A 12,744-nucleotide genomic window follows, 5' to 3' on the forward strand; every position below is an offset into this window, starting at 1 on the left:
TGGCGCGCGCCTGCCTTTCGGGTATATATTTCAAGCCTAAACTATTGAGGCTTGAATATATCTTGCGGCCGTGATCACCTGCCGCAGGCGGCGACGGAGCGAAGGCAATGAAGATCGTATGCATAGGCGGGGGTCCTGCCGGTCTGTATTTCGGCCTGTTGATGAAGTTGCGCGATCCGGCCAACGAGGTCACGGTGATCGAGCGCAACCGGCCCTACGACACCTTCGGCTGGGGGGTGGTGTTCTCGGATGCCACCCTCGAAAACCTGCGTCAGGCCGATCCGGTGTCGGCCGAGACCATCGTCGCGGCCTTTAATCACTGGGACGACATCGATATTCATTTCAAGGGCCGCACGCTGCGCAGCGCGGGCCATGGCTTCATCGGCATCGGTCGCAAGCGCCTGCTGAACATCCTGCAGGCGCGCTGCGAGGCAGTGGGGGTGCGGCTGGTGTTCGAGACGACCGTGCAAAATGACCAGCAGATCGCCCGGCAGTATGACGCCGATCTGGTGATCGCCGCCGATGGCATCAACAGCGCGGTGCGCGGCCGCTATGCCAGCACCTTCCTGCCCGACATCGATCAGCGCCGCTGCCGCTTCGTGTGGCTGGGCACCCGTAAAGTCTTTGACGCGTTCACCTTCGCCTTCGTGCAGACCGAACACGGCTGGTTCCAGGCGCACGCCTATCGCTTCGAAGACGGGCTGTCGACCTTCATTGTCGAGACGCCCGAGGAAACCTGGCGCGCGGCGGGCATCGAGCAGATGAGCCAGGAGGAAGGCATTGCCTACTGCGAGCGCCTGTTCGCCCCGTGGCTGGATGGCCAGGCGCTCATCAGCAACGCCGCTCATCTGCGTGGTTCGGCCATCTGGATCCGCTTCCCGAGAGTGATCTGCGAGCGCTGGGTGCATTGGAACACGCTGGAGACGGCGCGCGGGCTGCGCGATATCCCGGTGGTGCTGATGGGAGATGCGGCGCACACGGCGCATTTTTCCATCGGCTCTGGCACCAAGCTGGCGCTTGAGGATGCCATCGAGCTGGCGCATTCGTTGCAGGCGCAGCCCGACGACATGGCGGCGGCCCTGACGCTCTACGAGTCCTTGCGCAGTGTGGAGGTGCTCAAGATCCAGAACGCTGCGCGCAACTCGACCGAATGGTTCGAGAACGTGGCGCGCTATGCCGATCTGCCGCCTGAACAGTTCGCCTATTCGCTGCTGACGCGCTCGCAACGGATTTCGCACGAAAATCTGCGTCTGCGCGACCCGCTCTGGCTGGAGGGCCACGAGCGGTGGGTGGCCGGGCGTAGCGGGCAGCCGCTGGCCGAAGGGCAGCGTCCGCCCCTGCCGATGTTGACGCCCTATCAGGCGCGTGATGTGCGCTTGCCCAACCGCATCGTGGTGTCGCCGATGGCGATGTATTCCTGCGTCGACGGCGTGCCGGGCGACTTCCATCTGGCTCACCTGGGTGCGCGCGCCATGGGCGGGGCGGGCCTGGTCATGGTCGAGATGACCTGTCCGTCGCCCGAGGCGCGCATCACGCCGGGATGTCCCGGCCTGTGGAACGATGCGCAGACGCAGGCTTTCAGGCGCATCGTCGACTTTGTGCACGCCGCCACACCGGCGCGTATCGGCATCCAGCTGGGTCATGCAGGGCGCAAGGGATCCACGCAGCTGGGCTGGCAGCGTATCGATCACCCCCTGGACAGCGGTAACTGGCCCCTGGTTTCGGCCTCGCCGCTGCCTTATCTGCCGGGCGTGTCACAGGTACCGCGCGAAATCACGCGCGCCGAGATGGAGAGCGTGCGCGAGTCGTTCGTGGCGGCCGCGAGACGGGCCGACGACGCGGGTTTTGATTGGCTGGAGCTGCATTGTGCGCACGGCTATCTGCTGTCGAGCTTCATTTCGCCCCTGACCAACCAGCGCCAGGACGTCTATGGCGGCAGCCTGGAAAACCGCTTGCGCTTTCCCCTGGAGGTGTTTCGCGCCGTGCGCGAGGCGTGGCCGGCGGGCAAGCCGATCTCGGTGCGCATTTCGGCGCACGATTGGGTCGAGGGCGGCATCGACGGCGACGCGGCCGTGGAGATTGCACGTCATTTCAAGACTGCCGGCGCGGACATGATCGATTGTTCTTCCGGCCAGGTCAGCCCGGCGCAGCAACCCGTCTATGGACGGATGTACCAGACCCCCTTTGCCGACCGGGTGCGCAACGAGGCCGGCATCGCCACCATCGCGGTGGGGGCGATATCCGAGGCCGACCATGCCAATGCCATCATTGCTTCGGGTCGGGCCGACCTGTGCGCGCTGGGGCGGCCACACCTGGCCGATCCGGCCTGGACCCTGCGCGAGGCCGCGCGCATCGGCTATCGCGATATCGCCTGGCCGCCTGCCTATGCGGCAGGCAAGCGTCAGTTGGAAACCCTTTTCGAGCGGGCGGCGTTGTCGCCGCAGGGAGAAACGAAATGACCGTTCTGTCGCCGTTGCAGGGGCGTCACGCCCTGGTCACGGGGGGCGCGCGAGGCATCGGACTGGCTTGCGCCCAGGCGCTTGGCGCTCAGGGAGCTGTCATCACCTTGATGGGCCGCCAGGCCGCAGGCCTGCAGGCTGCGTGCGAACAGCTGGCCGCCGCTGGCGTGACGGCCGGCTATGTCTGCGGCGATGTCGCACGGCAAGGCGAGGTCGAACAGGCTTTCGCCGCGGCACGCGCGGCGCGCGGGCCGCTGCACATTCTCGTCAACAACGCCGGACAGGCCATCAGCGAACGCTTCGATCGCACCAGTGCCGAGCTGTGGCAGCAGATGCTGCAGGTCAATCTGAGCGGCGTCTTTCACTGCGCCCAGGCTGCCTTGCCCGACATGCTGCAGGCCGGCTGGGGCCGGGTGATCAATGTGGCCAGCACGGCCGGGCTGCTGGGCTATGCCTATGTCAGCGCATACTGCGCGGCCAAGCATGGGGTGGTGGGTCTGACGCGTGCGCTGGCCCAGGAGGTGGCCCGCAAGGGGGTGACGGTCAATGCCGTCTGCCCGGGCTACACCGAGACCGACATCGTGCGCGACGCCGTCGCAAACATCATCCGCAAGACCGGCCTGGACGAGGCCGCGGCGCGCGCGCGTCTGGCGCAGCGTAATCCGCAAGGCAGGCTGGTGCAGCCCCAGGAAGTGGCCGACACCGTCGCCTGGCTGGCGCTGCCGGCAAGCGCCTCGGTCAATGGCCAGGCGATTGCCGTCGATGGCGGCGAAGCCGCCGCCTGATCCGTCCCGAACCATTCAGGAGATTCCATGAGCGAGCACACCATGAAGCACCACAGGCAGGCCATGGCAGGTTACACGGCGCGCCATTTCCGCTGGGAGGTCTCGTCCGACCACAAGGTGGCGACCATTACCTTGAACCGGCCGGAACGCAAGAACCCGCTGACCTTCGATTCCTATGCCGAGCTGCGCGACCTGTTCCGCGGGCTGGTCTACGCCACCGATATCAAAACCGTGGTGGTCACGGGAGCGGGCGGCAACTTCTGCTCGGGGGGGGACGTGCACGAGATCATCGGGCCGCTCACGCGCATGTGCATGCCGCAGCTGCTGGACTTCACCCGGATGACCGGCGATCTGGTCAAGGCCATGCGCGCCTGCCCGCAGCCTATCGTGGCCGCCGTCGATGGCGTGTGCGCCGGCGCCGGCGCCATGATGGCGCTGGCTTCGGACATACGGCTGGGCACGCCGGCCGCACGCACGGCCTTTCTGTTCACGCGCGTCGGTCTGGCGGGCGCCGATATGGGCGCCTGCACGCTGTTGCCGCGCATGATCGGCCAGGGGCGCGCCAGCGAATTGCTGTACACCGGCCGCGCGATGAGCGCCGACGAAGGGTTGGCCTGGGGCTTTTTCAATGCCCTGCATGCCAGCGAGGCACTGGCTGCGGCGGCCGAGACGCTGGCCGGGCAGTTGGCGGCCGGACCGACCTTCGCGCACGGCATTACCAAGAAACTATTGCACCAGGAGTGGAACATGGGCCTGGACGAGGCCATCGAGGCCGAGGCCCAGGCACAGGCCATCTGCATGCAGACGCGCGATTTTCATCGAGCCTACGAGGCGTTCGTGGACAAGCGCAAGCCGGTGTTCGAAGGGGACTGACGATGCGGGATCGCAGCTGGCTGGACTGGCCTTTCTTCGATGAAACCCACCGCGAGCTTGTGCCCGCGCTGGAAGCCTGGTGCGAACGGGTGCTGCCCGGCATCGATCATCGCGATACCGATACGGCCTGCCGCCAGCTGGTGGCGGCGCTGGGCGAGGGGGGCTGGCTGCGTTACTGCGTGCCGGCCGGCCCTGACGGGGCCTGGGGCGGTCGTCTGCCCGAAGTGGACTCGCGCGCGGTCTGCATCCTGCGGGAGACCCTGGCCCGCCATGAGGGGCTGGCCGATTTCGCGCTTGCCATGCAGGGCCTGGGCAGTGGCGCGATCTCGCTGATGGGCTCCGAGGCCTTGCGCCGCGCCTATCTGCCGCGCGTGGCACGTGGCGAGGCCATTGCCGCTTTTGCCCTGTCCGAACCGCAGGCCGGTTCGGACGTGGCCGCGATGACCTGCAGCGCTCGCCTGGATGGCGGGGAGTACGTGCTCGACGGCGTCAAGACCTGGATCTCCAACGGCGGTATTGCCGATTTCTATTGCGTGTTTGCGCGCACCGGTGAAGCGCCCGGGGCGCGCGGTATCAGCGCCTTTGTGGTCGATGCCTCCACGCCGGGCCTGTTCATCGATGAGCGCATCGACCTGATGGCGCCGCACCCACTGGCCCGGCTGCGGTTCGAGCAGTGCCGCATTCCGGCCAGCCACCGTCTGGGCGAGCCGGGCCAGGGCTTCAAGCTGGCCATGATGACGCTGGACATCTTCCGGGCCTCGGTCGCTGCCGCGGCGCTCGGGTTCGCGCGTCGAGCCCTGCACGAGGGGTTGCAGCATGCCCGCACGCGTCGCATGTTCGGCCACACCCTGGCCGATCTGCAATTGACTCAGGCCGCCCTGGGCGAGATGGCCTGCGCGATCGATGGCGCGGCGCTGTTGACCTACCGCGCCGCCTGGACGCGCGATGTTCTGGGCCGCCGCAGCACACGCGAGGCGGCCATGGCCAAGATGGCCGCCACGGAATCGGCCCAGCAGGTGATCGACCGCGCCTTGCAGATGTTCGGCGGCGCGGGTGTGGTCAGCGGCCAGCCGGTGGAGAAGCTGTATCGAGAAATCCGCGCCCTGCGTATCTACGAGGGGGCCACTGAAGTGCAGAAGCTCATCATTGCCCGGGAATTGTTGAAGGACTGAGCCCAGGCGACATCCGATACCACAGGCAACAGGGGGACATCATGGAAGCATCCGCGCATAAGGACACCTTCGCCCGCGATCATCTGCCGCCGCCGCAGCTCTGGCCGGAATTGCTGCTCGATGGACCGGACACGCGCTATCCCGCGCGCCTGAATTGCGCTGTCGAACTGGTGGATGCCATGGTGGGGCAGGGCCGAGGCGAACGCACGGCGTTGCGCTGGCCCACGCCGCAGGGCCAGGCCAGCATGAGCTACGCCGAGCTGCAGACGCTGACCAACCGCATTGCGCACGTGCTGCAGGAGGACATGAAACTGGTGCCCGGCAATCGTGTGCTGCTGCGCGGGCCGAACCATCCCATGATGGCGGCAGCCTGGCTGGGCGCCATCAAGGCCGGCATGGTGACGGTGCCGACCATGCCCCTGCTGCGCGCCAAGGAGCTCAAACAGATCATCGACAAGGCCCAGGTGCAGGCGGTGCTGTGCGATGTGCGCCTGAACGAGGAGGTGCGCCTGTGCCAGGACCCGGGCAGCGAGTATTTCTGTCCCGATCTGGCGCAGGTGGTGTATTTCAATGACAGCGCTCCGCAGGCCCTGGATCAGCTGGTTGCCGGCAAGCCGGCCGCATTCCAGGCCTGCGATACGGCGGCCGATGACGTCTGCCTGATTGCCTTTACCAGCGGCACCACGGGTGCGCCCAAGGGCTGCATGCACTTTCATCGCGACGTGCTGGCCATGTGCGATCTGTTTCCGCGCCATGTGATCCGCCCCGGGCCGCAGGATATCTTCTGCGGTACGCCGCCGCTGGCCTTTACCTTCGGTCTGGGCGGGCTGCTGTGCTTTCCCTTGCGGGTCGGAGCCAGTTGCGTGCTGGCCGAGAAGCTCACGCCGGCCGGCCTGCTGGAACTGATCCAGGATTTCCGCGCCACCATCGTTTTTACCGCACCCACCTTCTATCGCCAGATGGCGCCCCTGGCCGGCCAGTACCGGCTGGATAGTCTGAAGACCTGCGTGTCGGCCGGCGAGGCCCTGCCGGACGCCACCCGCAAGCTCTGGAAGGCGGCCAGCGGCATCGAAATGATCGACGGCATCGGCGGCACCGAGATGATCCACGTGTTTGTCTCCAGCCCGCCCGAAGAGGTGCGCGCCGGCGCCATCGGCAAGGTGGTGCCGGGCTATGTGGCGCAGGTGGTCGATGAGTTCATGCAGCCGGTGCCCAACGGCACGCCCGGGCGCCTGGCGGTCAAGGGGCCGACCGGCTGTCGCTATCTCGCCGATGCGCGCCAGGAGCGCTTCGTGCAGCAGGGCTGGAACCTGCCGGGAGACACGTTTGTGCAGGATGACGACGGCTACCTGTACTACCAGGCGCGCAACGACGACATGATCATCTCGGCCGGCTACAACATCGCCGGCCCCGAGGTCGAGGACGCCTTGCTGCGTCACGAGGCGGTGGCCGAATGCGGCGTGGTCGGCAAGGACGATGACGAACGCGGACAGGTGGTCGCGGCGTTCGTGGTGCTCAAGCCGGGCTACGACGAGACGCCTGAAATGGCCGCGGCCCTGCAGAACTACGTCAAGGCGACCATCGCGCCCTACAAATACCCGCGCGTGCTGGAGTTCGTCGAGGCCTTGCCGCGCACCGAGACCGGCAAGCTGCAACGTTTCGTGTTGCGCCGCCTGGCCGGGGGGGCCGGCTGATGGCGCGCGCCTATGACAGCCAGGTACGGATCCGCTTCCGGCATTGCGACCCGGCCGGCATCGTGTTCTACCCGCGCTACGTCGAGATCATCAACGATCTGGTCGAAGAGTGGTTCGAGCGCGGCCTGGGGCTGTCGTTTCACGCGCTGCACGTCGGGCGCGGCATCGCCACGCCCACGGCGTCGCTGCAATGCGAGTTCCGTGCGCCCAGCCGCTGGCAGGAAACCCTGCGCCAGACCCTCTGGCTGCAGCGCCTGGGCAGGACGTCGCTGCAGGCGGCCGTGCGTTTCGAGGGGCCGGACGGCCAGCTTCGCCTGGAGGCGGCCCTGGCCCTTGTCACCGTGGATATGCGCGACCTGCGCCCCACGCCTTTGCCTGAAGATCTGCGCGCGAGCATGCAGGCGTTTCTGCTGCCCGGGCAGGATTGATACAAAAGGATGAGATCGCTATGAAGATTCTGCAACCGCCGGATTGGCTGGCGCCGAGGGGTTACTCCAACGGCATGATGACCGAAATGACGGTTGGCTCGCGCCTGCTCTTCGTGGGCGGACAGATCGGCTGGAACGGCCAGCAGCAGTTCGAGACCGATGACTTTGCGCTGCAGGTGCGCCAGGCGCTGGAGAACGTGGTCGCGGTGCTGAAGGAGGGTGGCGCGGGGCCGCAGCACATCGTGCGCCTGAACTGGTATGTGAAGAACAAGCAGGCGTACGTGGCGGCCTATCCCGAGATCGGCAGGCATTACCGCGAAGTGATCGGCCGGCACTTCCCGCCGATGACCGCTTTCGAGGTGGCCGATCTGGTCGAGGATCGCGCCCTGGTCGAGATCGAGGTTACTGCGGTGGTGCCGGCCTAGCGCAACACGACCTGGCCGGCCTCGGGATCCAGTTCGGCACGAGCGCCGGCCATGTCTTCCAGAATCTCCAGGCGCTTGCCGCCTACCATCAGGGTGACGCCGCCGTGCAGGCGCCTTGCGGCGACCACCGTGGCGTCCGTCAGCGGGTTGAGCAAGGCGTTGAGCTGCTGTTCGTCCATGGCCAGTTGCGCCTGTTCACCGGCCACGCGGGCCAGGGTGGCGCGGGCGCGCTCGCTCATGCCGTTGGTGTCGCGTGCCGGATTCTCGCGCAGGAACAGCATCAGTTTCTCCAGCTTGGCCTGTTCTTCCTGGAGCCCGGCACGGCGTTGTTGCAGCGCTTCGCGCCGGGCCGCCGCGTGCGGGTGCAGGCCGACGGCCACCAGGGTGGGCACGGCCGCCAGCGAGCCGATGCTGCCAGCCCTGACGGCGCGTGCGGCGTGGGTTTCGCCGCCGGTGATCACGCCCAGGGGGCTGTTGGACGCGCCGACGGTGACGCCTTCGCCGGCATAGATGCGGCTTTGGCGGATCTCGCGCTCGGCGGCCACGCTCTTGTCGGCGTTGACCACGGCGTTCTCGATGAAGCGGGCCTTGACCGAACCGCCGGCGGTGATGTGGGCGCTGCGTGCCGGGCCAGCCTCGGCGTCGCCGGGGCGCGAGGCATGGCGACGCTCGGCCAGGCCGATGATGCCGCCATTGACGTTGATGTTGCCGCCGGCCTGCACGCGCGCGGCTTCGATGGTGCCCAGCACCACGACGTCGCCGCTTACGCGTACCTGCATCCCTGCGGCGATGTCGCCACGCACCTTGAGGGTGCCGTCGAACTGGATGTTGCCGGTGGCCAGATCGACCCGTTCGACCTCGACCAGGGAATTGACCAGGACCCCCTGCGGCACCACCATCGGCGAGCCGGCATTGGCGGCGCGCAGCAGATCCGGATCGTCGGGATCCGGCTCCACGCCGGTGAGATTGCGCGCGAAGGGCGTGTCCGGCACCGCGACGGGCGGCACCGCCTCGCCCAGCACGTTCAGGCCGGGCTGGCCTTGCTCGGCCGGCATGCGGCGCATCAGCGGCGTGCCGGGAGCGACCAGGGTCAGGTTGCCGAGCTCGCGGTAGTCGACCGGAGTGCTGTCATCGTCTTCCTGCTGGCGTGTCTTGAGCGCTTCCAGCAAGCTGACGAAGCGGGCGGGCGTGCCGGCGGTCGGGGCGGTGCCCTGGGCGATCAGGACGCTGCCGCGCCCGGCCTCCAGGGCCTGGTCCAGGGCGCGTTCGCGCAGGCCATACACCACGCCCAGCGTTTGAAGCTCGTCCTGCACTTGAGCCAGGCCGACCGGCAGGCCGCCGCGTGGCGGCGTCAGGCTCAGCAGCACCGACATCCGGTCGGGCGAGATTTCCAGCTCGAAGCTGCCGTCATGCACTTCGCCGATGGCCGCCAGCACCGGTTCGGCGCTTTCCCGACAGGCCTCGATGAAATTCACCGCGCTGCCCTGATCCAGCACGCCCGCATCCCAGCCCCGCGTCTGCAGCGCGGCCAGCAGATCCGGCCACGCTGGCGCGGCGACGCCTTCATGCGGGGTGTAGGCGGCGACCAGGGTGTTGGTGCCGGCAGGGCGTCTCAGGTCTAACGTGGTGTCGGCAGTCATCGGTTCTCCTGGCCTGCGCCCACGCTCGGGGCGGACGAAGGGAGTGGCAAAAGAGAAGCAATATTTAGAAATACAAAGACATATTAAGCCATACCATTGGCGCGGGCAAAAAAACCCCCGGCCGGGCCGGGGGTGTCTATGGCGGGCAGGTTCAGGCGGCTTGCCTGATTTCCCGGAAGGCCTCCTCGGCCTTGTCCAGCGTGGCCTGCAGCACGGCGTCATCGTGGGTGGCCGAGACGAAGCCGGCCTCGAAGGCCGAGGGCGCGAAGTGCACGCCGCGCGCCAGCATGGCGTGGAAGAAACGCTTGAAGGCTTCTCCATCGCAGCTTGATGCTTCGGCGAAGGAGGCCGGCACCTCGGCGCGGAAATACATGCCAAACATGCCGCCGACGCTGTCGGCGCTGAACGGCACGCCCGCTGCCCGGGCGCGTTCGGCCAGGCCCAGGGCCAGGCGTTCGGTGCGGGCCGACAGGTCTTCGTAGAAGCCCGGCTGGCCGATCAGGCGCAACGTCGCCAGGCCGGCGGCCACTGCCACCGGGTTGCCCGACAGGGTGCCGGCCTGATAGACCCCGCCCAGCGGCGCAATGTGACGCATCAGGTCGGCCCGGCCGCCAAAGGCGCCGACCGGCATGCCGCCGCCGATCACCTTGGCCAGCGTGGTCAGGTCCGGACGGACGCCGGTCAGGCCTTGCACGCCTTGCGGGCCGACCCGGAAACCGGTCATGACTTCGTCGAAGATCAGCACGCTGCCGTGCCCGGTGCACAGCTCGCGCAGGCCCTCGAGAAAACCCTGCGCCGGTTTGATCAGGTTCATGTTGCCGGCCACCGGTTCGACGATGACGCAGGCGATGTCCTGGCCGTGTTCGGCAAAGGCAGACTGCACGGCCGGCAGGTTGTTGAAATCCAGGGTGATGGTGTGGGCGACGAACTCGGGCGGCACGCCGGCCGAACTGGGGTTGCCCAGCGTCAGCAGCCCGGAGCCGGCTTTCACGAGCAGGCTGTCGGAGTGGCCGTGGTAGCAGCCTTCGAACTTGATGATCTTGTTGCGGCCGGTGGCGCCGCGCGCCAGCCGGATGGCCGTCATGGTGGCTTCGGTGCCCGAACTGACCAGGCGCACCTGTTCGAGCGAGGGCAGGCGCTCGATGAGCAGTTCGGCCAGCTTGACCTCGGCCTCGGTGGGCGCGCCGAAAGACAGGCCTGCGGTCGCGGCGTCCTGGACGGCACGCACGACTTCGGGGTGGGCGTGGCCCAGGATCGCCGGGCCCCAGGAGCCGATGTAGTCGATGTACTGCGTACCCTCGGCGTCCCAGATGTACGGGCCCTGGGCGCGCTCGATGAAGCGCGGCGTGCCGCCTACCGAGCGGAAGGCCCGCACGGGCGAGTTGACGCCGCCAGGGATGCTGCGGCTGGCGCGTTCGAAGAGTTCAGCGTTTCGGGACATGGCTTAGGCTCGGCTGGAAGTGAAGGGCGCAGCGCAGGCCTGAGCCGCGCTGCGGATGTCCGGGGCCTCGAAGAGGCCGGTGATGACGGCAATGCTGTCGGCTCCGGCGGCCGCCACTTGGGCGGCATTGGCCGGGGTGATGCCGCCGATGGCTACCACTGCCGGGCGGGGCGCGGCGCAGGCGGCAACCTGGGCCGCGGCCTGGCCCAGCAGACTGAGCGGGGCGTGGGTGGCCTGGGGCTTGGTGGGCGAGGGGAACACCGCGCCAAACGCCACATAGTCGGCGCCTTCGGCCAGCAGGGCCTGGGCGCGCGGCAGGTCGGCGTAGCAGGACACGCCCAGCAGCAGGCCCGGGGCGGCGGCGCGCACCTCGGCCAGGCTGGCGTCGTCGCGGCCCAGGTGGGCCCCATCGGCGCCGGCCTCTACGGCGCAGCGCCAGTCGTCATTGACGATGAACAGCACGCCCAGCTCCCGGCACAGGGGAGCCAGCTCGCGCGCCTGGGCCAGACGCGCGGCCGGGTTGAGGTGCTTGCGGCGCAATTGCAGGGCGCGCATGCCGCCAGCCGCCGCCTGGCGTACGGCGTCCAGCAGGCGGGCGGTGTCATCCCATTCGGGGGTGACGCCGTACAGGCCACGGGGGAAACGGGGAGCGTTCATGGCAGCATCCGGTTGGGGATCGGGCGGCCCATGCCTGCCGCGAAGCTGGCGGCCAGCCCCTGCTCGGCATGGGCCAGGGCTTGCTCGACGGCTTGCGGCATGCTGGCGCCGCCGGCCAGATAGGCGGCAGCGGCTGCCGCCAGCAGACCACCGCTGTCGCTGCTGCGCGCCGGCGGCGTCTGCCAGTTCCAGGTGTGCTGGCTGCCATCGCTGCCGACCAGCAGGTTGACCAGATGCCCCGGACGCAGCGGGCTGCCCAGCACCAGCGCCCATTGGGCGCCGCCGGCCAGCATGGCATGGGCGGGCGTGGGCGAGCCGGAGGTGTCGATGCTGCCGTCGGCCTGCCATTGCGCCAGGCGCATGTGCTCGACCACCACCAGATCGGTTTGCGGCAGCACCAGCTCCAGCGTGGCGGCCAGCATTTCCTCGGCGTCATCCTGTTCGGCGGCATCCTGGGGCAGCGGCGCCCGCGGGCCCAGGTGCAGTACCAGCGGCACCTGACTGTAGTCGGCCGCCAGCTGGGCCACCACGCTGGCGGTCTCGGGCGTGAACATGGCGCCGACCTTGATCGCCTGCACGGGCATGTCCTCCAGCAGGCAGCGCGCCTGGTCGTCCAGCAGGTCGGATGCGGTGGGATGGATGTCCTCGATGCCGGCGGTGTCCTGCACCGTCAGGGCGGTCACCGTGGCCAGGCCATGGCAGCCCAACCGGGCACAGGTCACCGCGTCGGCCGGCAGGCCGTCGGCGCCGGTGGGGTCCAGGGGACCCAGAATCAGTACGATAGGGGGAGTAACAGCGGTCACGGAGGGGGAGGACAGAGCAGGAAACCCTCATTTGCTTTACATCAGAGGGGCTTCCGGCGGGGTTTCGGTAAGATATGCCCATTCTAATGGATGCTTCTGTCGCTTTGGCCCCCCCGGGCCACGGGCGCTGGGGCAAGAGAGAACTATGCGTACTTGGATGTGTCTTATCTGTGGCTGGGTTTATGACGAAGAATCGGGTCTGCCCGATGAAGGGATTGCCCCGGGCACCCGCTGGGAGGATGTTCCTCCCAATTGGGTCTGTCCCGAATGTGGCGCCCGCAAGGAAGATTTCGAACTGATGGAAATCTGACACGTCGGCTCGCCCGACGGCGCTGGGCGGCGATGACGCCGGCCTGATGCGCGATTC

Annotated in this window: 12 protein-coding genes; 8 read left to right on the forward strand and 4 right to left on the reverse strand. The window is 67.9% G+C overall.

Annotated features, from left to right (window positions below):
• Nucleotides 1-107: 107 nt before the first annotated feature.
• Genes A7V84_RS13505 through A7V84_RS13535 form a run of 7 tightly spaced genes read left to right on the forward strand, consistent with a single transcriptional unit; the run spans nucleotide 108 to nucleotide 7,836 of the window.
• Complete coding sequence (locus A7V84_RS13505) at nucleotides 108-2,459, forward strand: bifunctional salicylyl-CoA 5-hydroxylase/oxidoreductase (protein WP_063491585.1); 2,352 nt, start codon at nucleotides 108-110, stop codon at nucleotides 2,457-2,459.
• Entirely contained in the window at nucleotides 2,456-3,244 is a 789-nt protein-coding gene (locus A7V84_RS13510) for an SDR family NAD(P)-dependent oxidoreductase (RefSeq protein ID WP_025515470.1), read from the forward strand. The genes A7V84_RS13505 and A7V84_RS13510 overlap by 4 nt, the downstream gene beginning before the upstream one ends.
• Nucleotides 3,245-3,271: 27 nt before the next feature.
• Nucleotides 3,272-4,117, forward strand: coding sequence for an enoyl-CoA hydratase family protein (locus tag A7V84_RS13515; protein WP_063491584.1), 846 nt, complete (start codon nucleotides 3,272-3,274; stop codon nucleotides 4,115-4,117).
• Between the two features lie 2 nt (nucleotides 4,118-4,119).
• Nucleotides 4,120-5,289: an acyl-CoA dehydrogenase family protein gene (locus A7V84_RS13520; RefSeq protein WP_025515473.1), complete on the forward strand. Its 1,170-nt coding sequence runs from the start codon at nucleotides 4,120-4,122 to the stop codon at nucleotides 5,287-5,289.
• Nucleotides 5,290-5,330: 41 nt separating this feature from the next.
• Nucleotides 5,331-6,983, forward strand: a complete 1,653-nt coding sequence (locus tag A7V84_RS13525) for an AMP-binding protein (protein WP_025515474.1) — start codon at nucleotides 5,331-5,333, stop codon at nucleotides 6,981-6,983.
• Nucleotides 6,983-7,411, forward strand: coding sequence for an acyl-CoA thioesterase (locus tag A7V84_RS13530; protein ID WP_063491582.1), 429 nt, complete (start codon nucleotides 6,983-6,985; stop codon nucleotides 7,409-7,411). Before A7V84_RS13525 ends, A7V84_RS13530 begins: the two co-directional genes overlap by 1 nt.
• A 20-nt stretch (nucleotides 7,412-7,431) precedes the next feature.
• Complete coding sequence (locus A7V84_RS13535) at nucleotides 7,432-7,836, forward strand: RidA family protein (RefSeq protein ID WP_025515476.1); 405 nt, start codon at nucleotides 7,432-7,434, stop codon at nucleotides 7,834-7,836.
• Here A7V84_RS13535 and A7V84_RS13540 read toward each other — a convergent pair.
• The 4 genes from A7V84_RS13540 to thiD all read right to left on the reverse strand — a co-directional run bounded on the left by A7V84_RS13540 (nucleotide 7,833) and on the right by thiD (nucleotide 12,377).
• Nucleotides 7,833-9,476 (reverse strand): DUF342 domain-containing protein, encoded by a 1,644-nt coding sequence (locus tag A7V84_RS13540; protein ID WP_025515477.1) that lies wholly within the window; start codon nucleotides 9,474-9,476, stop codon nucleotides 7,833-7,835. The genes A7V84_RS13535 and A7V84_RS13540 overlap by 4 nt on opposite strands.
• Before the next feature lie 151 nt (nucleotides 9,477-9,627).
• A complete protein-coding gene (gene hemL / locus A7V84_RS13545) occupies nucleotides 9,628-10,917 on the reverse strand; it encodes a glutamate-1-semialdehyde 2,1-aminomutase (RefSeq protein ID WP_063939421.1) in 1,290 nt (429 codons plus the stop codon).
• A gap of 3 nt (nucleotides 10,918-10,920) precedes the next feature.
• A complete protein-coding gene (gene thiE / locus A7V84_RS13550) occupies nucleotides 10,921-11,574 on the reverse strand; it encodes a thiamine phosphate synthase (protein WP_025515480.1) in 654 nt (217 codons plus the stop codon).
• Entirely contained in the window at nucleotides 11,571-12,377 is an 807-nt protein-coding gene (gene thiD, locus A7V84_RS13555; RefSeq protein WP_231886779.1) for a bifunctional hydroxymethylpyrimidine kinase/phosphomethylpyrimidine kinase, read from the reverse strand. The genes thiE and thiD overlap by 4 nt, the downstream gene beginning before the upstream one ends.
• A gap of 145 nt (nucleotides 12,378-12,522) precedes the next feature.
• On the opposite strand from thiD, the gene A7V84_RS13560 reads away from it, so the two are divergent.
• A complete protein-coding gene (locus A7V84_RS13560) occupies nucleotides 12,523-12,687 on the forward strand; it encodes a rubredoxin (protein WP_025515484.1) in 165 nt (54 codons plus the stop codon).
• Nucleotides 12,688-12,744: the final 57 nt, after the last annotated feature.

The organism is Bordetella trematum, from assembly GCF_900078335.1.
GTDB lineage: Bacteria > Pseudomonadota > Gammaproteobacteria > Burkholderiales > Burkholderiaceae_B > Bordetella > Bordetella trematum.

What these genes read in the sequence shown, in the direction of transcription:
- A7V84_RS13535 (WP_025515476.1), top strand. Translation starts at nt 7,432, where the DNA reads ATGAAGATTCTGCAACCGCCGGATTGGCTGGCGCCGAGGGGTTACTCC.
- A7V84_RS13515 (WP_063491584.1), top strand. Translation starts at nt 3,272, where the DNA reads ATGAGCGAGCACACCATGAAGCACCACAGGCAGGCCATGGCAGGTTAC.
- A7V84_RS13560 (WP_025515484.1), top strand. Translation starts at nt 12,523, where the DNA reads ATGCGTACTTGGATGTGTCTTATCTGTGGCTGGGTTTATGACGAAGAA.
- hemL (WP_063939421.1), bottom strand. Translation starts at nt 10,917, where the DNA reads ATGTCCCGAAACGCTGAACTCTTCGAACGCGCCAGCCGCAGCATCCCT.
- thiE (WP_025515480.1), bottom strand. Translation starts at nt 11,574, where the DNA reads ATGAACGCTCCCCGTTTCCCCCGTGGCCTGTACGGCGTCACCCCCGAA.
- A7V84_RS13525 (WP_025515474.1), top strand. Translation starts at nt 5,331, where the DNA reads ATGGAAGCATCCGCGCATAAGGACACCTTCGCCCGCGATCATCTGCCG.
- A7V84_RS13540 (WP_025515477.1), bottom strand. Translation starts at nt 9,476, where the DNA reads ATGACTGCCGACACCACGTTAGACCTGAGACGCCCTGCCGGCACCAAC.
- A7V84_RS13505 (WP_063491585.1), top strand. Translation starts at nt 108, where the DNA reads ATGAAGATCGTATGCATAGGCGGGGGTCCTGCCGGTCTGTATTTCGGC.
- A7V84_RS13520 (WP_025515473.1), top strand. Translation starts at nt 4,120, where the DNA reads ATGCGGGATCGCAGCTGGCTGGACTGGCCTTTCTTCGATGAAACCCAC.
- A7V84_RS13510 (WP_025515470.1), top strand. Translation starts at nt 2,456, where the DNA reads ATGACCGTTCTGTCGCCGTTGCAGGGGCGTCACGCCCTGGTCACGGGG.
- A7V84_RS13530 (WP_063491582.1), top strand. Translation starts at nt 6,983, where the DNA reads ATGGCGCGCGCCTATGACAGCCAGGTACGGATCCGCTTCCGGCATTGC.